This is a genomic window from Amorphus suaedae (assembly GCF_053629675.1).
On sequence record NZ_JBRJIT010000001.1, the window covers coordinates 688,268 to 709,399 of the forward strand.

At 69.8% G+C, this 21,132-nt stretch carries 18 protein-coding genes; 12 read left to right on the plus strand and 6 right to left on the minus strand.

The genetic code is table 11. The features are described 5' to 3' along the window. Positions 1 to 57: 57 nt before the first annotated feature. The 5 genes from AB7M35_RS03040 to AB7M35_RS03060 all read left to right on the plus strand — a co-directional run bounded on the left by AB7M35_RS03040 (position 58) and on the right by AB7M35_RS03060 (position 5,255). On the plus strand, positions 58 to 1,458 hold the full coding sequence (locus tag AB7M35_RS03040; protein ID WP_453957148.1) for a substrate-binding protein: 1,401 nt from the start codon (positions 58 to 60) through the stop codon (positions 1,456 to 1,458). Between the two features lie 87 nt (positions 1,459 to 1,545). Beyond that, positions 1,546 to 2,574, plus strand: a complete 1,029-nt coding sequence (locus AB7M35_RS03045) for a branched-chain amino acid ABC transporter permease (RefSeq protein WP_453957149.1) — start codon at positions 1,546 to 1,548, stop codon at positions 2,572 to 2,574. A 1-nt stretch (position 2,575) separates the two neighbouring features. After that, positions 2,576 to 3,733: a branched-chain amino acid ABC transporter permease gene (locus tag AB7M35_RS03050; RefSeq protein WP_453957150.1), complete on the plus strand. Its 1,158-nt coding sequence runs from the start codon at positions 2,576 to 2,578 to the stop codon at positions 3,731 to 3,733. Continuing rightward, positions 3,730 to 4,503 (plus strand): ABC transporter ATP-binding protein, encoded by a 774-nt coding sequence (locus tag AB7M35_RS03055; protein WP_453957152.1) that lies wholly within the window; start codon positions 3,730 to 3,732, stop codon positions 4,501 to 4,503. The genes AB7M35_RS03050 and AB7M35_RS03055 overlap by 4 nt, the downstream gene beginning before the upstream one ends. Then, positions 4,500 to 5,255, plus strand: a complete 756-nt coding sequence (locus tag AB7M35_RS03060) for an ABC transporter ATP-binding protein (protein WP_453957154.1) — start codon at positions 4,500 to 4,502, stop codon at positions 5,253 to 5,255. The genes AB7M35_RS03055 and AB7M35_RS03060 overlap by 4 nt, the downstream gene beginning before the upstream one ends. A 73-nt stretch (positions 5,256 to 5,328) precedes the next feature. Here AB7M35_RS03060 and AB7M35_RS03065 read toward each other — a convergent pair whose 3' ends face one another. Both AB7M35_RS03065 and AB7M35_RS03070 read right to left on the minus strand, forming a co-directional pair. Next, positions 5,329 to 5,643 carry a hypothetical protein gene (locus AB7M35_RS03065; protein WP_453957156.1) on the minus strand — a complete coding sequence of 105 codons (315 nt, stop codon included), beginning with the start codon at positions 5,641 to 5,643 and terminating at the stop codon, positions 5,329 to 5,331. A 58-nt stretch (positions 5,644 to 5,701) separates the two neighbouring features. After that, a complete protein-coding gene (locus AB7M35_RS03070; RefSeq protein ID WP_453957158.1) occupies positions 5,702 to 6,892 on the minus strand; it encodes an acyltransferase family protein in 1,191 nt (396 codons plus the stop codon). Positions 6,893 to 7,405: 513 nt separating this feature from the next. Here AB7M35_RS03070 and AB7M35_RS03075 point away from each other — a divergent pair. The 6 genes from AB7M35_RS03075 (at position 7,406) to AB7M35_RS03100 (ending at position 14,008) form a co-directional block, all read left to right on the plus strand. Next, positions 7,406 to 8,515: a GGDEF domain-containing protein gene (locus AB7M35_RS03075; protein WP_453957159.1), complete on the plus strand. Its 1,110-nt coding sequence runs from the start codon at positions 7,406 to 7,408 to the stop codon at positions 8,513 to 8,515. A gap of 80 nt (positions 8,516 to 8,595) precedes the next feature. Then, positions 8,596 to 9,489 (plus strand): NAD(P)-dependent oxidoreductase, encoded by an 894-nt coding sequence (locus tag AB7M35_RS03080; RefSeq protein ID WP_453957160.1) that lies wholly within the window; start codon positions 8,596 to 8,598, stop codon positions 9,487 to 9,489. 8 nt (positions 9,490 to 9,497) lie between these two features. Further along, the gene (locus AB7M35_RS03085; protein WP_453960584.1) at positions 9,498 to 10,661 is read left to right on the plus strand and encodes an alpha-hydroxy acid oxidase; all 1,164 of its coding nucleotides are present in this window, start codon (positions 9,498 to 9,500) and stop codon (positions 10,659 to 10,661) included. A gap of 137 nt (positions 10,662 to 10,798) precedes the next feature. Continuing rightward, a complete protein-coding gene (locus tag AB7M35_RS03090; protein WP_453957161.1) occupies positions 10,799 to 11,581 on the plus strand; it encodes an HpcH/HpaI aldolase family protein in 783 nt (260 codons plus the stop codon). A 264-nt stretch (positions 11,582 to 11,845) separates the two neighbouring features. Next, positions 11,846 to 12,808 (plus strand): bifunctional enoyl-CoA hydratase/phosphate acetyltransferase, encoded by a 963-nt coding sequence (locus tag AB7M35_RS03095; protein ID WP_453957162.1) that lies wholly within the window; start codon positions 11,846 to 11,848, stop codon positions 12,806 to 12,808. A gap of 15 nt (positions 12,809 to 12,823) precedes the next feature. Next, positions 12,824 to 14,008, plus strand: coding sequence for an acetate/propionate family kinase (locus tag AB7M35_RS03100; protein WP_453957163.1), 1,185 nt, complete (start codon positions 12,824 to 12,826; stop codon positions 14,006 to 14,008). Positions 14,009 to 14,035: 27 nt separating this feature from the next. On the opposite strand, the gene AB7M35_RS03105 is transcribed toward AB7M35_RS03100, so the two are convergent. The 4 genes from AB7M35_RS03105 to mdoH all read right to left on the minus strand — a co-directional run bounded on the left by AB7M35_RS03105 (position 14,036) and on the right by mdoH (position 19,875). Further along, positions 14,036 to 15,646 carry a thiamine pyrophosphate-binding protein gene (locus AB7M35_RS03105; protein ID WP_453957165.1) on the minus strand — a complete coding sequence of 537 codons (1,611 nt, stop codon included), beginning with the start codon at positions 15,644 to 15,646 and terminating at the stop codon, positions 14,036 to 14,038. Next, positions 15,643 to 16,926, minus strand: a complete 1,284-nt coding sequence (locus tag AB7M35_RS03110) for a CaiB/BaiF CoA transferase family protein (RefSeq protein ID WP_453957167.1) — start codon at positions 16,924 to 16,926, stop codon at positions 15,643 to 15,645. Before AB7M35_RS03110 ends, AB7M35_RS03105 begins: the two co-directional genes overlap by 4 nt. A gap of 72 nt (positions 16,927 to 16,998) precedes the next feature. Further along, a complete protein-coding gene (locus tag AB7M35_RS03115; RefSeq protein ID WP_453957168.1) occupies positions 16,999 to 17,868 on the minus strand; it encodes an alpha/beta hydrolase family esterase in 870 nt (289 codons plus the stop codon). A gap of 165 nt (positions 17,869 to 18,033) precedes the next feature. Then, positions 18,034 to 19,875 (minus strand): glucans biosynthesis glucosyltransferase MdoH, encoded by a 1,842-nt coding sequence (gene mdoH, locus AB7M35_RS03120; RefSeq protein WP_453957170.1) that lies wholly within the window; start codon positions 19,873 to 19,875, stop codon positions 18,034 to 18,036. 248 nt (positions 19,876 to 20,123) lie between these two features. Here mdoH and AB7M35_RS03125 point away from each other — a divergent pair, with 248 nt between their 5' ends. Beyond that, positions 20,124 to 21,131, plus strand: coding sequence for a zinc-dependent alcohol dehydrogenase (locus AB7M35_RS03125; RefSeq protein ID WP_453957171.1), 1,008 nt, complete (start codon positions 20,124 to 20,126; stop codon positions 21,129 to 21,131). The last annotated feature ends 1 nt before the right edge of the window (position 21,132 follow it).

The window sequence follows — 21,132 nt, forward strand, 5'->3', positions numbered from 1 at the left end:
GGGCAGAAGCAGGGATCCACACCTGCAGCCCGCTCCGACAAGCTCCGGGAGGAAATGATGAGCATTCTGAAGACCGGGACGTCCCGCAGGACGATCCTCAAAGGTGGCGCCGTGCTTGGCGGTACCGCGCTGGTTGCCCCGCACCTGTTCATTCGGCGCGCGACGGCCGCGGATTACCTGAACGCCCCCACCGGATCGACGGTTACCCTCGGCTTCAACGTGCCACAGACCGGCCCGTACGCCGATGAGGGCGCCGACGAGCTGCGCGCCTACCAGCTCGCCGTGGAGCACCTCAACGGCGAGGGCGACGGCGGCATGCTGAACACGATGAAGCCGACCGCGCTCAAGGGGAACGGCATCCTCGGCAAGAAGGTCGAGTTCGTCACCGGCGACACCCAGACCAAGTCCGACGCCGCCCGCGCATCCGCCAAGCGGATGATCGAGAAGGACGGCGCCATCATGATCACCGGCGGCTCGTCGTCGGGCGTGGCGGTGGCGGTGCAGTCGCTCTGCCAGGAGACCGGCATCATCTTCATGGCCGGCCTCACCCACTCCAACGACACCACCGGCAAGGACAAGCGGGCCAACGGCTTCCGCCACTTCTTCAACGCCTACATGTCGGCCGCCGCGCTGGCGCCGGTGCTCGAGAAGGAATACGGCACCGACCGCAAGGCCTACCACCTGACCGCCGACTACACCTGGGGCTGGACCCAGGAGCAGTCGATGAAGGCCGCCACCGAGGCCATGGGCTGGGAAACCGTTGCCGCCGTCCGCACGCCGCTCGGCGCCGGCGACTTCTCCCAGTACATCACCCCGGTGCTGAACTCGGGCGCCGACGTCCTGGTCCTGAACCACTACGGCAAGGACATGGTGAACTCGCTCACCCAGGCGGTGCAGTTCGGCCTGAAGGACAAGCAGGTCAACGGCAAGAACTTCGAGATCGTCGTGCCGCTCTACTCCGAGCTGATGGCTCAGGGTGCCGGCGAGGCGGTGAAGGGCATCCTCGGCTCCGCCAACTGGGACTGGAAGCTGAAGGACGCGGGCACCCAGGCCTTCGTCAAGTCGTTCGGCCAGAAGTACGGCCAGCCGCCGTCGCAGGCCGCCCAGACCTGCTACGTGCAGGCCCTGCTCTACGCCGATGCGGCCGAGCGCGCGGGTACCTTCAACCCCTGCGCCATCGTGGCCGCGCTGGAGGGCAGCGACTCGCTGCCCGGCATCGACTCGCCGGCCAACAAGGGCTTCCTGTTCGACGGCATGGGCAACGGTCAGACGCTCTACCGCGCCGCCGACCATCAGTGCTTCAAGCCGGTCCTGGTCGTGAAGGGTACGGAAAACCCGACCAACCAGTACGACCTCCTCGAGGTGGTCGAAGAAGTGCCGGCCAAGCAGGTCTGGTACGAGCCCGACAACGAGATGTTCGCCGGCGGAGACCTCGGTCAGTGCAACAGCGGCGCCTAGGCTAACCGCCTAGCGAAGCCAGACGGCCGGTCCTCGGGTCCGGCCGTCGCCCGTCTTGCGTTCGCGGATTGGAAGAAGACCATCGCGATGGACCAGATTCTCCTGCAAGTTCTCAACGGGCTGGACAAGGGCGGGGCCTACGCCCTCATCGCCCTCGGCCTCACCCTCATTTTCGGAACCCTCGGTGTCGTGAACTTCGCGCATGGCGCGCTGTTCATGCTGGGCGCGTTCTGCGCGGTGGGCATCTACCAGCTCCTGAACCTCGACGTCGTCACCCTGGATCCGACGAAGCTGACGCCATGGGGCACGCCCATGGAGATCCGCGCGCCGTACATCGAGGCGCTGCTGGGCGACACGGGCCAGATGCTGCTGAACTACGCGGTCCCGCTCTCCATCCTGATCGCCATCCCGATCATGCTGGTGGTCGGCATCGTGATGGAACGCGGCCTCATCAAGCATTTCTACCGCCGCCCGCACGCCGAGCAGATCCTCGTGACGTTCGGACTGGCGATCGTCATCCAGGAGATCATCAAGGTCTGGTTCGGCGCCAACCCGATCCCGATCCCGGCGCCGGACCTGGTGTCCGGATCGGCCGACATCGGCGTCGCGCTCGGCTTTCCGCCGAACGCCATCTCCTATCCCTGGTGGCGGCTGGTCTACCTGGCGTTCTCGCTGGTGGTGATCGGCGCGGTGTTCGCCTTCCTGCAGTTCACCACCTTCGGCATGGTGGTGCGGGCCGGCATGGCCGACCGCGAGACCGTGGGCATCCTGGGCATCGACATCGGCAAGCGCTTCACCATCATGTTCGGCATCGCCGCCGTCGTCGCCGGAATTGCCGGCGTGATGTACACGCCGATCCTGCCACCCGACTATCACATGGGCATGGACTTCCTCGTCCTGTCCTTCGTCGTCGTGGTCGTCGGCGGCATGGGATCGCTCAGCGGGGCGGTTCTCGCCGGCTTCCTGCTGGGCATCCTGCAGTCGTTCGCCTCCATGAACGAGATCAAGTCCATTTTCCCGGGCATCGACCAGATCATCATCTATCTCGTGGCCGTCGTGATCCTCCTGGTCCGGCCGCGCGGTCTGATGGGCCGCAAAGGCGTGATGGAGGGCTGACATGCTGGCATTCTTCGACAGAGACTCGCTGACCAGCGACCTGGTCCTCATGGCGATCTTCACCGTCGCCATCCTGACGATGCCGTTCTGGCTCGGGCCGATCGGCGCCGCCTACCCCGACCTGATGCAGAAGTTCGCGATCTTCGGGATCTTCGCGACGGGCTTCAACATCCTGTTCGGGCTGACCGGCTACCTCTCGTTCGGCCACGCCGCGTTCCTGGGCGTCGGCTCCTACACCGCCGTGTGGAGCTTCAAGCTGCTCGGCATGAACCCGATCCCGGCGGTGATCCTGGCGATCATCGCGGCGGCGCTCTTCTCGCTGGTGATCGGCTTCCTGTCGCTGCGGCGGTCGGGCATCTACTTCTCGATCCTGACGCTGGCCTTCGCCCAGATGTCCTACAACCTCGCCTATTCGGTGCTGACGCCTATCACCAACGGCGAGACGGGCCTGCGCGTGCTGCGCAGCGACCCGCGCATCTTCGACGGCAACGGCAGCGAGACCGGCCCGCTGGTCGCCAACCTGTTCGGCATGGACCTGACCGGCATGGCGGGCTTCTACTTCTGCGCGGTGCTGCTGATCATCGTCTCGTGGGCGGCGCTGATGATCTTCCGCTCGCCCTTCGGCCTGATGCTGAAGGCGGTGAAGACCAACCAGAACCGCATGGGCTACACCGGCCTCAACACCCGGCCCTATGCGCTCTCCGCCTTCATCATCTCCGGCATGTACGCGGGGCTGGCGGGCGCGCTTTTGTGCATCACCGACCCGCTGGCGGGCGCGGAACGCATGCAGTGGACGGCGTCCGGCGAGGTCGTGCTGATGACGATCCTCGGCGGCGCGGGCACCCTGATGGGCCCGATGCTCGGCGCCGCGATCATCAAGTACTTCGAGAACATCTTCTCGTCGTTCAACGACCGCACCCTGGAGCAGGCGCTCTCGTTCCTGCCCGATGCGGTGCGCGAACCGCTGATCTCCGTCACCGGCCTGTTCGTCGGCGACGGCTGGCAGCTCACCCTCGGCCTGATGTTCATGATCGTGGTGATCTTCCTGCCGGGCGGCATCATCGAGGGCCTGCGCCGCCTCGTCCGGATCGGCCGCAAGCAACCCGACAGCCCGGAAACCGCGGCCGTTGCCGCCGACCAGCCGCAGGCCGCACGATGATGGGCGCGAGCACGGGCCTCCTCGAGGTCAACGACGTCAACAAGGCCTTCGGCGGCCTCAAGGCGCTCAACCACGTCACCCTGTCGGTGCAGCAGGGAACCGTCCACGCGATCATCGGTCCGAACGGCGCCGGCAAGTCGACGCTGCTCAACTGCCTGATCGGCCGGCTGATCCCCGACTCCGGCACGGTGACCTTCGACGGCCGCTCGCTGATCGGCGTGCGGCCCTACGAGATCAACCAGATCGGCGTCAGCCGGGTGTTCCAGACGCCGGAGATCTTCGGCGAGCTGTCGCTGCTCGACAACGTGATGATCCCGTCGCTGGCCCACCGCGACGGCACCTTCAAGCTGAACCCGTGGAGCCGGCTCGACGGCGAGGCGGAGGTGCGCGACCACGCCATGTCGAACCTCGCCGACGTGGCGCTGGCGGACAAGGCGAACGTCATCGCCAACAGCCTGTCGCGCGGCGACAAGCGGCGGCTGGAGCTGGCCATGTGCCTGAGCCAGGACCCGAAGCTGCTGCTGCTCGACGAGCCGACGGCCGGCATGGCCCGCCACGACACCAACCGGACCATCGACCTCCTGAAGGACATCAGCGAGCGGCGCGGCCAGACCATGGTGGTCATCGAGCACGACATGCACGTGGTGTTCTCGCTGGCCAACTACGTGACGGTGATGGCCCAGGGGACCGTCATCGTCGAGGACCGGCCCGAAAACATCAAAGGCAATCCCAAGGTGCAGGAAGCCTATCTCGGAGGAGCGCACCTGTGAGCACGACCGACACCCTCGACCATCGGGCCGAGCCGACCGCCGTCGGCGCCCCGTTCCTCTCGGTGCGCGACATCCACGCCTACTACGGCGAGAGCTACATCGTGCAGGGCGTGTCTTTCGAGGTGAAGAAAGGCGACATCGTCGCCCTCCTCGGCCGCAACGGCGCCGGCAAGACCTCCACCCTGCGCTCGATCGCCCGGGTCGGCACGCCGGACCTCAAGAAGGGCGAGATCTGGCTCGACGACGTGCCGGTCCACAAGCTCAGGGCCCACGAGGCGTCGCGCAAGGGCATCGCGCTGGTGCCCGAGGACCGGCGGATCATCCAGGGGCTGTCGGTGGAGGAGAACATCGACCTCGCCCAGATCGCCCCGCCCATCGGCTGGTCGAAGGAGCGGATCTTCGAGCTGTTCCCGCGGCTCGGCGAGCGCCGGCGCCAGGAGGGCGTGACGCTGTCGGGCGGCGAGCAGCAGATGCTGGCGGTGGCCCGGGCGCTGGCGCGCGAGGTGAAGCTGTTCCTGCTCGACGAGCCCTACGAGGGGCTGGCGCCTGTCATCGTCCAGGAGATCGAGCGGACGCTGGAGCAGATCAAGTCGATCGGCCTGACGACGATCATCGTCGAGCAGAACGCCATCGCCGCCCTGCATCTGGCCGACCGGGCGATCATCCTCGACATGGGCCAGGTCGTGTTCGACGGCTCGTCGCGGGAGGTGCTCGACAACGCCGAGCTGCGCGAGCAGTACCTGGCGGTGTGAGGCAACGGGCGGCGCGCCGACGTCCGCGTCAGCGCGCCCTGCCCCTCACGTCCTGCGGCTCAAGTCCTGCGGCTCAACGGTGCTCGCACTTGTACTGGATGATCGGCCCGGTGATGAAGCCGCTGGTCTTTTCCTTCCAGGCCTCGCAGACCGGCTGGCTGTTGAAGCAGCCGACGAACGACACCGGGATGATCTCGTCGGTCATGTCGTCCTGGACGCTGCCCGACACGCGGCCGACCCACGGAGCGCCGGGATTGGCCTCGCAGGACGGCGTCGCCTTCTTGATCTCGGTGATGTCGTAGAGCGTGTTCGCCCGGGCCTCCATCGTCCCGACCGACACGGCGCCCAGCGCCACGACGGCGCAGGCGGCGACGTTCCTCATCAGCAATGACCGCATTCCCATCGACCCTTCCTCCCAATCGCCCCGGCAGGCCTGCAGGGGTTTCCTAACCGTGCGCGGCGCGCGACCCGTTCGCTTCCTCCGCGAACGCTTCCGCGGTGCGGGACCCGAACCGATGACGTAGTCCGGCGAGCGGCCGCAGCAAGAGCCGCTGGCCAAGATAGCCCATCACGATGGCGACAATCGTCGAGACGACCACGGCCCCGAGCTTGTCGGCCAGCGGCGCCAGCTCGGTCTCCGTCGGCGAAACGCCCCGCCAGATGAAGAAGGCATGGTTGGGCAGCAAATGCCACAGGTACATGCCGTACGAGATCCGCCCGAGGAAGCGCGGGATGCCGGTCTCCAGCAGCAGCACCACGGCGGACCCGAGCACGCTGGCGTAGAGGCAGGCGACGCCGACGAACAACGCGATACCCTGGGCGGAATAGCGGAAGACGTCGCGGAAGAGCTCGCCGCGATAGAGCAGCGAGGCAACCATCAGGGCCGCCGCGGCGACGAGCACCGGGCTGCGGCCGAAGCTCGCCACCAGCCGCTCGCCGAGCGGATGGCGCATGGCGAGCGCCAGCAGGCAGCCGTAGATGATGGAATCGATGCGGGCGTCGGAGGCGAAGGCGGCGTAGTCGGCGTTGTGGAAGACGCCGTGCGCGATCGCCCGGTCCGCGATCGCCGCCAGGCAGATCGCCACCAGCACCGCGACGAACACGGCCGGACGGCGGAACAGCCCGAAGAACAGCAGCGGGAACGCCAGGTAGAAGTGCTCCTCGACCGCCAGCGACCACAGATGGCCGAGCACGAACGGGTTCGGCGGCACCGAAGGCTCCGCGCCGGCGAACAGGGCGTAGTAGTTCATGAAATAGAAGGCGGCGGCGACGAACCGGCCGATCTCGACCTGGAAGAACAGCGCCGAGCCGATCAGGCAGACGAGGATGTAGGCGTACAGCTCCGGCGTCAGGCGCAGGTAGCGGCGGATGTAGAAGCGGCCGATGTCGTTGCGCCCGGCCCGCACCGCCTCGCTGATCAGAAGGTTGGTGATCAGGAACCCGCTGATGAAGAAGAAGATCGTGACGCCGAGGCCGCCGGGAACGATGTTCTGGAAGCCGGCGTGGCCGACGATGACCAGCATCACCGACAGCGCGCGAAGTCCGTCGAGGCCGGGGATGTAGTCGGGATGATCGACGGCGCCGCGCACGCTGCGGCGGTAGATCGCCCCGTCCCGCGAGAAGCCGGCGGCCCTCACGCCGCGCCGCCGCGCCCGCCGGGCCGTCCGGGAAGAGCCGTCTGGCGCATCCGAGCTCGCATCGTGCGACCGCTGCATGTGATCTGCCCCCATCCGCTGGCCGCTCATAACCGGTTCGGGGCCACCGCGCACCGGATATGTGCGGATTTTCGCCGCAATCGGGCTCCCCGCGCCGCCCAAGCGCAACCGAAGAACGCTCGCGCGCGCCCGCCTAACCTGTGCGCGTAGAAAAGACGCTGCTTAATTTAGGGATCGCTTGCGCCTGCGACGTCTTTCCCGCATGTCAAATGCTGTGATGCGGCCTTCAGCGGATCCACGCGAACCCGGCTCCTTGGGGGAGGATCCGGTATCGCCCGCGACGGACGTTCCCGGGACACCAAGGCGCCCCGGGAGATCGACGCAGGTCCCCTGCGGCGATCATGACCTGCCTCGACTGGCGGCCTAGAAGGCCCCCCAGCCGTTCCAGGGACCCCTGTGTTCGACATCTTCATCCCCCTCCTGCAAAACACGGGAATGCTTGCGCTGGTCGCCGTTTCCTACGGCTTCCTGCTGCCGCGCGTGCACGGGCTGATGGCCGACGTCTGCCTCGGCCTGCTGTTCGGCCTCGGCGCCAGCCTGTCGATGCTCTCCCCCGTGGAACTGACGCCCGGCATTCTCGTCGATTCCCGGGCGTCCATCGTCATCCTCGCCGGCGTCTTCGGCGGACCCGTGGCCGCCCTCATCGCCGGCGGGGTCGCCGGCGCCTGCCGCCTGGCCGGCGGAGGCGTGGGCCTGGCGGCCGGGCTCGTCGGCATCGCGATTTCCATCGGGATCGGCGTCGCAGCCCACTGCATCGCGCGTGCGCGAGCGCGCGGGGTGGGCTTCCGCCACATCGCCATGGCGGCGCTCGCCTCGCCGGCGGTGGGGCTCGGAGTGCTGCTGCTCCCCTGGGACGTCGCCCGCGCTATCGTCATCGAAACCGCGATTCCGGTGGCGCTTGCCCGGATCCTGGGGATCCTGTTCCTCGGCAGCATCATGCTCGATCACCACCGCAGGATCAGCGCCGAGGAACGGGTGCGCAAGCTCGCCTACCTCGACGAACTCAGCGGGCTCGCCAACCGGCGGTCGTTCTACGCGCACCTGACGAAGGAGTGGAAGCGCTGGGAGCGGTACTCGCAGAGCTTCATCATCGTGCTGCTCGACATCGACGAGTTCAAGCGCGTCAACGACAGCTTCGGCCATCCGGCCGGCGATCTGGTGATCCAGCACATCGGCCGGGTCATGCTGGAGGAATCCCGCGGCTCGGACCTGGTCGCCCGCACCGGCGGCGAGGAGTTCGGCCTCCTGATGCCGCACACCACCAGCGCCAGCGGCTACACCGTCGCCGAGCGGATCCGGGCGCGCGCCGAACGCGAGGTGGTGATGTTCGAAGGTCAGCAGATCTCGGTCACGGTGAGCCTCAGCGTCAGCGCCGACCCCGGCAGCTACCGGTCGATGTCCAAGCTGCTGCTGGGCACCGACCGGGCGCTCTACGAGGCCAAGGCGCGGGGCCGGAACACGGTCGTCGTCGACACGCCCGAGGCCGGCGAACCCTTCTCGCCGAAGACCGCGCCCCAGCCCGCCACCGTGGCGGGGCGGAACTGAGCGCGCTTCATCGCTTGCCTCCGCAGCAGCTTGCGGCTTCCATGGCGTCCCCTGCCGAATCCCGTGCGCCGGAGATCCTCATGACCGCCTCATCCCCCCGTTTCGGCTTCGCCGGCCTTGGTGTCATGGGCGTGCCGATGTCGCGCCACCTGCTGGCCGCCGGTCCCCTGACGGTCTGGAACCGGACCCAGAGCCGGGCCGACAGCCTGGTCGAGGCGGGCGCGCGCCGGGCCCAGACCCCCGCCGAGGTCCTTGACGGCTCCGACATCGTCGGTGTCTGCGTTCTCGACGGCAAGGCGGTGCGCGAGATCGCGCTCGGCGCGGACGGGTTCGTGAACGCGGCCGACAAGGCCGGCAAGGTGATCGTCGATTTCTCCTCGATCGCGCCGGCCGATGCCCGGGAGATCGCGGCCGAGCTCGCCACCCACGGCGTCGGCTGGATCGACGCCCCCGTCTCCGGCGGCGTGCCGGCGGCCGAGAAGGCGAGCCTGATCGTGCTGGCCGGCGGGCGCGACGAGGACATCGAGAAGGCGCGCCCGCTGATCGAGCGCGTCTCCGCCCGCCTGACTCACCTCGGACCCAGCGGCTCGGGCCAGCTCGCCAAGCTGTGCAACCAGATGATCGTCGCCAACAACATGATGGTGATCGCCGAGACGATCGCCTTCGGCCGCCGCGCCGGCGTCGACGTCGCGCATCTGGCCGACGCGCTGAAGGGCGGCTTCGCCGATTCCATTCCCCTGCAGATCTTCGGGCCGCGCATGGCCACCCACACCACCGAGCCGAAGTTCGGCGGCATCGGCGTGATGCTGAAGGACCTGCTGATGGCCGAGAAGGAAGCGGCCGCGGCCGGGGCCGTGACGCCGACCTCCAGCCACACGATCGATCTCTACAGGAGCGTCGCCGAACGCGACGGCATGAGCCTGGACGACGACATCTCCGCCCTCGTCGACCTGTTCGACAAGCCGAACGCCTGAGGGTGGCGATGCTGGCAACCTGCTACGAGGACTTCCGCCGCTCCGCCCGCCGGCGCATCCCCCGGGTGGCCTTCGACTATCTGGACGGCGGTTCAGGCAGCGAGATCGCGCTCCGGGAGTCCGTCGACGCCCTCGACCGGATCCGCTTCGTCCCCCGCGCGCTGGTCAACGTCGACCGGACCGACGTGAGCAAGACGCTGTTCGGGCGCCGCTACGCCGTTCCGTTCGGCATCGCGCCGATCGGGCTGGCCGGCCTGATCTGGCCCGGCGCCGACCGCATGCTGTGGGAGGCCGCGATCGCGGCCGACATGCCCTATGCCCTGTCGACGGCGGCGACCACGGTGCTGGAGACGGCCGCCGCCGAGAGCAAGGGCCATGCGTGGTTCCAGCTCTACGTGGCCAGGGACGAAGCCGTCGCCGACGACCTGATGGACCGCGCCAACGCGCTCGGCGTCGAGGTGCTGTTCGTCACCGTCGACGTGCCGGTGCCCGGCCGGCGCCTGCGCGACATGCGCAGCGGCCTCGGCCTGCCGCTGCGGCCGTCGCTGCGGCTGGCGACCGACGTGGCAATGCATCCGGCCTGGTGCCTGGCGCTGGCGCGCGACGGCGCCCCCCGCCTCCAGAACATCGAACGCTACGCCGACCCGGGCGCCACCGCCGGCCAGCTTGCGGCATTCATGGCGACCCAGAGCTCCGGCCGCCTGGACTGGGACGTGCTGAAGCACATCCGCGACCGCTGGCCGCGCAAGCTGGTGGTGAAGGGCATCGTCGCCCCCGAGGATGCCGTGCGGGCCCGCGACGCGGGCGCCGACGGCATCGTCGTGTCGACCCATGGCGGCCGGCAGCTCAACAGCACCATTTCGTCCATCGACGCGCTGCCGTCCGTCCGCCGCGCCGTCGGCCCCGAGTTCCCGGTGCTGCTGGACAGCGGCGTGCGGTCGGGCGAGCACGTGGCCAAGGCGCTGGCGCTCGGGGCGGACTTCGTGCTGATGGGCCGGCTGCCGCTGATGTCGATCGCCGCCGGCGGCGCGGAGGGCCTGCGATCGGCGCTCGCCATGGTGAAGGACGACCTTGCCCGGACGCTGGCGCTGCTGGGCGTTCCCTCGGCCGACGACCTGACGGACGCGGTCGTCGCGCCCTGGAGCCTGTGCCCGCCCGGCGCGCCGGCGTAACCGAAAATCCCCCGCGCCCGCGCAACCGGCTTTCCGACGGGCCGCGAATTGATCTAACACTCCCACCCATCGACGCTCCGACCCAGGAGGCCGGGGCGAATGCGACCAGCACGTTTCCAAGAACAAGGGATGCCCGAATGAAGATCGAGACCAACCGTTTCAAGGCGGCCATCACGGCGGACGAGCCGCAGGTCGGCATCTGGAGCTCGCTCTGCTCCAATCTCGCCGCCGAGGTGATCTCGACGACGGGCTTCGACTGGGTCCTGATCGACATGGAGCATTCGCCGAACGACCTGGGAACCGTCCTGTCGCAGCTCCAGGCCTACGCCGGCAGCAAGACGACGCCGGTCGTCCGCCCGCCCTGGAACGAGCCGGTGATGGTGAAGCGGCTGCTCGACCTCGGCTGCTTCTCGCTGCTGTTCCCGATGGTGCAGACGCCGGAAGAGGCCGAGGCGGCCGTCCGCGCCTGCCGCTATCCGCCGCACGGCGTGCGCGGCGTCTCCCTCACCCACCGCGGCAACCGCTACGGCGAGGCGACCGACTATCTGGAGCGCGCCGAGGACGAGATCGCCATCCTGGTGCAGATCGAGACGATGTCGGCGCTTGACCGGGTGGCCGAGATCGCCGCGGTGGACGGCGTCACCGGCGTGTTCTTCGGCCCGGCCGACCTGTCTGCCGACATGGGGCTGATCGGCAAGCCGGGGCATCCGGACGTGACGGCCGCCATCGAGCGCGGCTGCAAGGCGGTGCGCGAGGCGGGCAAGCCGGCCGGCATCCTGATCGGCGACGTGGCCCAGTCCGTGCACTGGCTGAAGACCGGAATGCGGTTCGTGGCCTGCGGCACCGATCTCGGCCTGCTCGCCAAGGGCGGCCGGGCGCTCGGCGCGCAGGTCCGCAAGGACGCCGGCCTCGCCGGCTGAGAATGCGCGACGCCCCCGGACGGTCCGCCGTCCGGGGATTGATCGATCGCAAACCGTCCCGGCGCCGTTTCGGCGTCTATGCGGCCGCCGGCACGGCTCCCGCGGCCGCTTGCGATTCGACGGGGATGCGCCGGCGCCGTGCGCGTTGCACAATCGTCACCGGACCGGGCTAGAGCCTTTCCGCCCCGTTGAGGTCGCCTCGATCTGAACGAAGGCCCTGGAGCGACCCCGGAACCGCCCGCCCACGCGATCGAGGAGACCTGCATGACCGGGACCGCAGCCGCCAAACGGACGCCGGGCGAGCACATCCACTTCGAGATCTTCGAGGGCCGCGCCGCCACCGTCGACCCGGTGCCGACCGCCGTCGTCTGCCCCTGCGACGACGTCTCGCTGGCCGGGGCGCTGGAGGCGGCCGACCGGGCGCTGATCGTGCCGATCCTCGTCGGCCCCCGGCGCGCCATCGAGGCCGCCGCCGGCAAGATCGGCCGCAGCCTGGAAGGCATCGAGATCGTCGAGGCCGAGGACGACGCGACCGCCGCGGCAACGGCCGTGGCGCTGGTCCACGCCCACCGCGCCCGCTGCCTGATGAAGGGGCACCTGCACACCGACGTGTTCCTGCACCCGGTGGTCGCCCGCGACGGCGGCCTCAGGACCGGGCGCCGCCTCTCCCACATCTTCGTGCTGGACCTGCCGCGCCACCCGGCCCCGCTGCTGATCACCGACGCCGCCATCAACATCGCGCCCGACCTCGCGACCAAGGCCGACATCGTCCAGAACGGCATCGATCTGGCGATCGCGCTGGGGATCGACCAGCCGAAGGTGGCGATCCTGTCGGCGGTCGAGACCGTCAACGAGGCGATCCCGTCGAGTGTCGACGCGGCGATCCTCGCCAAGATGGCCGACCGCGGCCAGATCCGCGGCGGGCTCGTCGACGGCCCATTCGCCATGGACAACGCCATCGACGAGCAGGCCGCGCGCAGCAAGGGCATCCATTCGCCGGTGGCCGGCAAGGCCGAGATCCTCGTCGTGCCGTCGATCGAGGCCGGCAACATCCTGCTGAAGGGCCTGACCTTCCTGGGCGGCGCGGAATCGGCCGGGCTGGTGATGGGCGCCAGCGTGCCGATCATGCTGACCAGCCGGGCCGACGACGACCGGGCGCGGGTGGCCTCTGCCGCCCTCGCCCTCCTCTACGATCACTGGCTGAAGACCCACGCCACGTCCGACTGACCCGAGGGCCCGCCCGTGAGCGACCTGATCCTGACCATCAACGCCGGCTCGTCGTCGATCAAGTTCGCGCTGTTCGACGCGGCCGGCGCCGCCGAACTGCTGAGGGGCCAGGTCGACGGGCTGGGCACGCATCCGCGCCTGGTGGCGTCGGAAGGCGACCGCCGCATCGCCGACACGGTCTACGCGCCCGGCGACGGCCCCGCCGATCACGGCGCCGCGCTGGCGGAAATCCTGGCGATGCTGCGCCGGCACCGGCCGGACGAGACGGTGGTCGCCGTCGGCCACCGGATCGTGCACGGCGGCCCGGACTTCGAGGCATCGGTGCGGCTCGACGACGCGATCCTGGCGCGGCTGGAACGGCTGTGTGCGCTGGCGCCGCTGCACCAGCCCCACAACCTGTCGGGGGTCGCCGCCGCCCGCGCCGCCTTCCCCGGCGCCGTGCAGGTCGCCTGCTTCGACACCAGCTTCCACCGCAGGCACCCGTGGGTGAACGACACCTTCGCGCTGCCCCGCCGCTTCTACGACGAAGGCGTGCGGCGCTACGGCTTCCACGGCCTCTCCTACGAGTACATCGTGGCGCGCACCCGCGAGCTCGGTCTCGTGGAGGCCGACAACCGGCTGGTCGTCGCCCACCTCGGCAACGGCGCCTCCATGTGCGCCATCCGGCACGGCGTGTCGGTGGCCTCCACGATGGGGTTCACCGCCCTCGACGGCCTGCCGATGGGCACCCGCTGCGGGCAGATCGACCCCGGCGTCCTCCTCTATCTGATGACTGAGAAAGGCATGTCGCTGGAAGCGCTTACGCGGCTTCTCTACAGCGAATCGGGGCTCAAGGGCCTGTCGGGGATTTCCAACGACGTGCGGGATCTGCTGGCCAGCGACGCGCCCGAGGCCGCCGGCGCCATCGACTATTTCGTGTTCCGCGTGCGCCGCGAGCTGGGGGCCATGGCGGCCGTGCTGCGCGGCCTCGACGCGGTGGTGATGACCGGCGGGATCGGCGAGCATGCCGCCTCGATCCGCCAGCGGATCCTGCACGACGAGGACTGGCTGGGCATCGCCATCGACGACGCGCGCAACGCCGAGAACGCCCTGACGATCTCCACCGACGCCTCGCCGGTGAAGGTCTACGTCATCCCCACCGACGAGGAGGCGATGATCGCACGCCAGACCGCCGCGATCCTGGAGGGCGAGCCGGCCTGACGCAGCCGCGGTTTGCTGCGGTCCCGCTCAGAACGTTCCGTCGTAGGCGTGGCGGCCGATGCGGGCGGCGAGCACGGTGAAGCCGTCCCGCCCCAGCGCCGCTTCCAGCTCGGTCGCCAGCGTATCGGCATCGTCGATCCAGACGCCGTGGCCGCCGAGCGCCTCGGCGACGGCCGGGAAGTCGGTGCCGCCGAAATCCACCCCCACCGACGGGCGCTGCTGGGCGCGCTGCTTCAGCTCGATGAGCGCCAGGCTCTCGTCGACCAGCACCACGATCACCAGCGCCAGGCCGAGATCGCGGATGGTGGCGAGCTCGCCGAGGTTCATTTCCAGCCCGGCGTCGCCGACGAAGGCCACCACCGGGGCGTTCGGATGCTGGAGCTTGTAGCCGGCCGCCAGCGGCACCGCGCAGCCCATGGTGCACAGCGCCGACGACTGCAGCACGGTGCGCGGATGATGGGCCGTCCACATCTGGCTGAGCAGGATGCGGTGGGCGCCGGAATCGGCGGTGATCACCGCCTCCTTCGCCAGCCCGGCGCGCACCGTGGCGAACACCTGGCCCGGCCCCCAGTCGTCCGGCGCGGCGAACATGCCGGCGAGCGTCCGGCGGACCCTGGCGGGCGCGCCGTCGGGCCACGTCTTGCGCGGCGCGATGCCGTCGGAGAGGACGGCGAGCGTCGGGGCGACGGCGCCCTTCAGCATCACCGGGGCGGCGTGCATGCCGTGGGTGCGGGTGGCGGCGGCGATCTCGATGACGCGCGCGCCCTCCGGCCACGGGTCGCGCCAGCCGATGCGCATCTCGATGGGGTCGTAGCCGAGGAGCAGGATCAGGTCCGCCTGGGCCAGGAGCGGCTTCAGCTCCGCGTCGGCCCGCGGCGACAGGCCGGCGCCGCCGAGCGCCAGCGGATGGTCCTCGTCGATCAGCCCCTTGCCCTTGTAGGTGGTGATCAGCGGCACGCCGTGGCGCGTGCAGAAGTCGGCGATCGCCGCGCCCGCGTCCTCGTTGACCGCGTCGACGCCGGCTATGGCGATGGGCGCGTGGCTGCCGGCGAGCCAGCCGCGCGCGAGGTCGAGGTCGCCGCCGGGCGCAGGCATGGCCGGCGCTGGATGGGCCGGCACCGGCCCGGCGGTCTCCGCCGTGGCGCCCTCAGCGACGCCGATCGGCACGTCGATGTGGACGGGGCCCGGCTGGCCGTCCCACAGCGCCGTCAGCACCTTGTCCATCATCCGGTCGAGGCTGCCCGGCGTCGCCCGGAAGCTCGCCTTGACGATCGGCGCCAGCAGCGCCCGGTGGTCGAACACCTGGTGGGTGTAGGTATCGGCATCGGCGGCATCGACGCAGCCGGTGAGAACGATCAACGGCACCCGGTCCTGATGGGCATTCGCGATGGCGTTCACCGCGTTGGCGAGCCCCGGCCCGAGCGTCGCCACCAGGATGCCGGGGGCGCCCGTCGCGTGCCAGCCGCCCTCGGCGAGGAAGCCGGCCGGCGTCTCGTGCTTGGTGAGGACGAAGCGGATGCCGGCGCGGTCGAGCGCATCGACCAGCGCCAGCACCTCGCCGCCGGGAATGCCGTAGGCCATCCGGCAGCCGGCGGCCGCGAGCTTGCCGGCGATCAGGTCGGCGCCGGTGCCGCTCATGACAGCGCCCCCACGACGCCGGCCGCCGTCAGCCGGGCGAACTCCTCCTCCGACAGGCCCAGCTCGTCCATCAGAACCTCCCGGGTGTGCTCGCCGACGCGCGGCGGGGCGTGGCGGTAGCTCACCGGCGTGTCGCTCATCTTGATGGGGTTGCCGATGAGATCGACGGTGCCGCTGCCGGCTGCGGCATGGGGCATGGTGATGCGCGCACCGCGATGCACGGCCTGCGGGTTGGCGAACACCTTGTCGAGGGTGTTGATCGGGCCGCACGGCACGCCGGCCTGTTCCAGCGCGCTGATCCACGTCTCGGCCGGCCGCTTGCGGGTGTAGGCGTTGAGCAGCGGGATCAGCTCGGCCCGGTTGGCGATCCGGTCCTGGTTGGTGCGGAAGCGCGGATCGTCGGCGAGCTCCTCGTGATCGGCGATCTGCATCAGCTTGCGGAACTGGCCGTCGTTGCCGCAGGCGATGATGAACTCGCCGTCGGAGGCCTCGAAGGTCTCGTAGGGCACGATGGTCGGGTGGGCGTTGCCGAGCCGGCCCGGCACCTCGCCGGTGGTCAGGTAGGACAGGCCCTGGTTGGCGAGCCAGGCGATCTGGGAATCGAACAGCGCCATGTCGATGTGCTGGCCGCGCCCGGTGTGCTGGCGGGCGTGGATGGCCGACAGGATCCCGGTCACCGCGTACTGGCCGCACATCAGGTCGGCGATGCCGACGCCGATCTTGGTCGGCCGGCCGCCTTCCTCGTCCGGGAAGCCGGTAACGCTCATGATGCCGCCCATGCCCTGCACCATGAAATCGTAGCCGGCGAAGGCGGAGTACGGGCCGGTCTGGCCGAACCCCGTGATCGAGCAGTAGACGATCCCGGGGTTGATCGCCGCCAGGCTCGCATAGTCCAGCCGGTAGCGGGCCAGATGGCCGGCCTTGAAATTCTCCAGCACGATGTCGGCGTCGGCGACCAGCCGGTGGATGATCTCCTGCCCCTCCGGCGAGGCGAGGTCGACCGCCACCGAGCGCTTGTTGCGGTTGGCGCAGAGGAAATAGGCGCTCTCGCGGGTGTCATTGCCCGCAGCGTCCTTGACGAAAGGCGGGCCCCAGCCGCGGGTGTCGTCGCCCTTGCCCGGCCGCTCGATCTTGACGACGTCGGCGCCGAGGTCGCCCAGCATCTGGGCGGCCGACGGGCCGGCGAGAATGCGGGTCAGGTCGACGACCTTCAGATCCGCCAGCGGACCGATCGACGAGAAGGCGGAAGGGTCGGCGGCAGCCGAGCCGGTCGATGTCATGAAGTTCCCCCGAAAGGATGACGGTCACCCGCCATCGCATACCGCCCGTCCGCGCACAAGCAAGCCCCGGCCTCAGCCGCGCGGGCTGTCGCCGGAGCCGTCGAGATGGCGCATGAGGGTACGATACCCGTCGACCACCCACTCCGGCTTGATCATGTGCCCGCCCGGATGGGTGCAGAGCTCCAGGAGCTTGCCGCCGCAGCCGCGCCAGCGCAGGCAGGCGAGTTCGCCCATCTCCACCGGTTCAGGCGTCGCCTCGCAGCCGGCCCGGTCGCGCCAGGTCTTCAGGCTCGCGTTGACGTCCGACTGGCGGGAGCTTTCTCCGATGGCGCGACCCGCCATCGGCACCACATCGTCGCTGGTGCCATGGATCTGGATCAGGTTGGGCACCGGCGACGGGCAGTCGGTGGGGATCGGGTTCCAGTAGGCGCCGGCGACCGGCACGAAGCCGGCGAAGCGTTCGCCGAGCGAGCAGGCGACGAACCACGTCATCGAGGCGCCCATGGAGAAGCCCGTGGCGACCGTGCGCCCGGCTTGGATCGGGTAGCGCGCCTCGACGTCGTCCAGCACATGGGACACGAAGGCGATCTCGTCGCGGTGGCGCTCCGGAGAACCGGGGAACGACCAGGTCTTGCCCTGCCCGTTCGGCACCACCAGCAGCACGCCCAGCGCGTCGGCGGCTTTCATGATGCCGTCGTTTTCCATCACGCTGTCGGCCGTTCCCTGCCAGCCGTGGAAATAGAAGAGCGCGGGCAGCGGCGTCGTGCCGTCCCAGCCGGCGGGCGCGTGGATGCGGTACTCGCCGCCCTCGACGCTGCAGGCGGAGGTCTGGCCGCAGTCGTCGCGGGCGATCGCCGCGCCCGAAGCCAGCAGCGCGCCGACGACGGCCAGCACGGAGAACCAGATCGGTCCGGCCGGAAGATTGCTGCGTCTCCGCGTCATCGGGTGCTCCTCGCTCGTGCCAACGTGCCGGTTGTAGCGCGCCCGCGCGATCCGTCGCGCACGGGCCGGCATCCGCCCGCACGGCGCGCCATCACTTCCCCGTGACGCCGGCAGGATGGACCGCCGGACCGAGGCGGTCACCTGGCGCGACGTTCGGAGGCGAAACTAGCCGTTCGCGGCCTCGGACAGCACGACCGCCGGGTGTTCCTCGACCGGCTCGTCCACCGGATGCGGCGCAAGGGCCGCGAGCCGCAACGGCGCGAGCGCCGCGGGCCGGAGCGCCTCCTCGGGGATGCTCCAGAGGCCGAGCCGCATGGACAGCCGCCCCGGCGCGGCGGCGGCCGTCAGCACCGCGATCGGCACGGCGAGCGTCAGCCCGGCGACGAGGGGAAGCGACGCGTAGAGCGCGGTCGCGGAGACGCCGGCAAAGGCCGCCACCCCGGCGATGCCGACGAGGGTCTGCGGCCAGAAACGGCGGAGCGCGAGGGCGAACGAGACGTCGTGGCCGCTCCGGCGCTGGGAATTCCAGCCGATCGTCGCGCCGAACGGCAGGCCGGCGAGGAACAGCGTGTGCGACAGGGCCGCCACCGGCGCGAGCAGCATGAAGAACACGATCTCGCCCACCAGGCTGACCAGGAAGCGCCCGGCCCCGCCGAACGAGCGACGCGCCGAGGAGCGCGACAGAACGTCGAGGACGGTCGCCGCCTTCGGCGCGAAGACCATCGCCATGATGGTGACGAACAGCGCCACGCCGGTGTCCGGCCGGAAGATCTGGGTCGGCGTGGCGGCGAGCGTCACCCGAAGCGCGGTGACCAGCATCAGGCCGATCCATGCGGCGGAGCCGAGGAACATCAGCATCGCCAGCACCAGCTGCACCCGGCTGAGGAAGGCGAGCCCCGGGAGGCCGATCAGCTGGCCGTACTGCATGTTGCCCTGGCACCAGCGCAGGTCGCGGCGGACGAACTCCGGCAGCGTCGGCGGATTTTCCTCGAAGCTGCCGGACTCCTCCGCGATCACCCGCACCTCGTAGCCGGCGCGGCGCATGAACGCCGCCTCGACCTGGTCGTGGCTGAGGATCCAGCCGCCCAGCGGCGGGCGGCCCGGCAGCACCGGCAGATCGCAGCTTTCCATGAACGGCTTGAGCCGGATGATCGCGTTGTGGCCCCAGTACGGGCCGCAATCGGCCTGCCACCAGGCGGCGCCGAGGGTGTGGGAGCGCATGCCGAGCCGCATGCCGAACTGGAACAGCCGGGCGAAGAAGCTGGTGGAGGGAAGCCCGACCACGAGGCTCTGGAGGATGCCGATGCGCGGGTTCGCCTGCATCACGCGCACCAGCCGGTGGATCGCGTCGGTCGCCATGAAGCTGTCGGCATCGAGCACGATCGCATAGGCGTAGCCGGCGCCCCAGCGCTCGCAGAAGTCGCGGATATTGCCCGACTTGTAGGCGGTGTTTTCCGTTCTGCGACGGTAGGTTACGGAGATCTTCTCGCCGTAGCGCGCCGACAGGTCGGCGATCGCGCGCTCTTCGGCGGTGATGATGTCGAGCCAGCTGGAATCGCTCAGCACGAAGATGTCGAAGCGATCGGCGGTGCCGCTGCCGACCAGCCCGGCGATGGTGGCCTCGAGATTGCGGATCACCAGATCCACCTCCTCGTTGCGGATGCAGACGAGTAGCGCGGTGCGGTCGGTGATCGGCATGGCCGGATCGTCGGCGGCGACCGCCGGACAGGCGATCGCCATCGGGTTCTTCGTGAACCGCATCAGGATGAGGCCGATGGTCGCGTTCCAGAAGCCGACGGCCGTGTAGGGCAGCGTCACCGCGAACAGCGCGATCATCACCACGTCCGCCGCCTCGATCCCGCCGGGCGACAGCGTGACCACCATCAGCACGAGCAGCAGCGCGACGGTCAGCACGACCGCCGACCCCATGGCCCAGCGGCGCAGCCTGATCGACCGGCTCACCTCGACATCATGGCGAAGCGGCGCGGCCACGGGCGATACACTCATTCGACAGCCTCGATAAGATCCGCAGAACCACGGGAGACGGAAACCACAACCGGAGGAGTTCTGGTGCAGTGCACAGCCCTTCAAACCCCACTTTCGGAGTAAATGAAGACGGACGGGCGTCAAAGTCCATCAACTTCCTGCGATGTCGGCACTTTCCCATTTCGCGGCGGACCGACCCGACGCTCGACCCCGGCTCCGGTCTGGGGTAGGCATCGCCCGACCGATACCTCTCTCACCGACCGGGCCGTATGACAGGCGACACACCCACCACCGCAAGCGCGCTCTGGTACAGCGGATCCGCCGAAGCGGAGATACGCACCGAGGAGCTCGCTGGATTGCCGCCGGGCGCCGTGCGCGTCCGCGCGCTGGCGAGCGGCATCAGCCGCGGCACCGAGCGCCTGGTCTTCCTGGGCGACGTGCCGGAGAGCGAGTACGAGCGGATGCGCGCGCCGTTCCAGGCGGGCGATTTTCCGGGACCGGTGAAATACGGCTACGCCTCGGTGGGCCTCGTGGAGGCCGGGCCGGACGCCCTGCTCGGTCGCCGCGTCTTCGCGCTGCATCCGCACCAGACGCACTACGACGTGCCAGCCGACGCGGTCGCCGCGCTTCCCGACGACCTGCCGACGGACCGCGCGGTGCTCGCCGCCAACATGGAGACGGCGCTCAACGCCGTGTGGGACTCCGGCCTGGGCCCCGGCGACAGGGTCACCGTGGTGGGCGGCGGCGTGCTCGGCCTGCTGGTGGCGCGCCTCGCGGTGCGGACGCCGGGAACCGAGGTCACCGTGCTGGACGCCGACCCGGACCGCCACGCGATCGCCGAGCGCTTCGGCGCCTCGTTCGCGCTGCCGCGCGATGCCGAGGGCGACCGCGACATCGTCTTCCACACCAGCGCCTCCGGTACCGGCTTCGACACCGCCGTGCGCCTGTGCGGCGTCGAGGCGAAGCTCGTGGAGCTGTCGTGGTACGGCACCAAGCCGGTGCTGGCCTCCCTGGGCGGCGCCTTCCACAGCCGCCGGCTGACCCTCCAGTCGAGCCAGGTGGGATCGGTTTCGCCGGGCCGCCGCGTGCGCTGGAGCCATGCGCGCCGGCTCGCCAAGGCGCTGGAGCTCCTTTGCGATCCCGTTCTCGACGAACTGCTCGACACGCCGATCGCCTTCACCGACCTGCCGGCGCGCCTGTCCGGCATGCTGGCCATCGGCGGCGGCTTCCGCTGCCCGGTCGTTCACTATCCGGCGCGGGACGCGAGCGAGGGGTGAC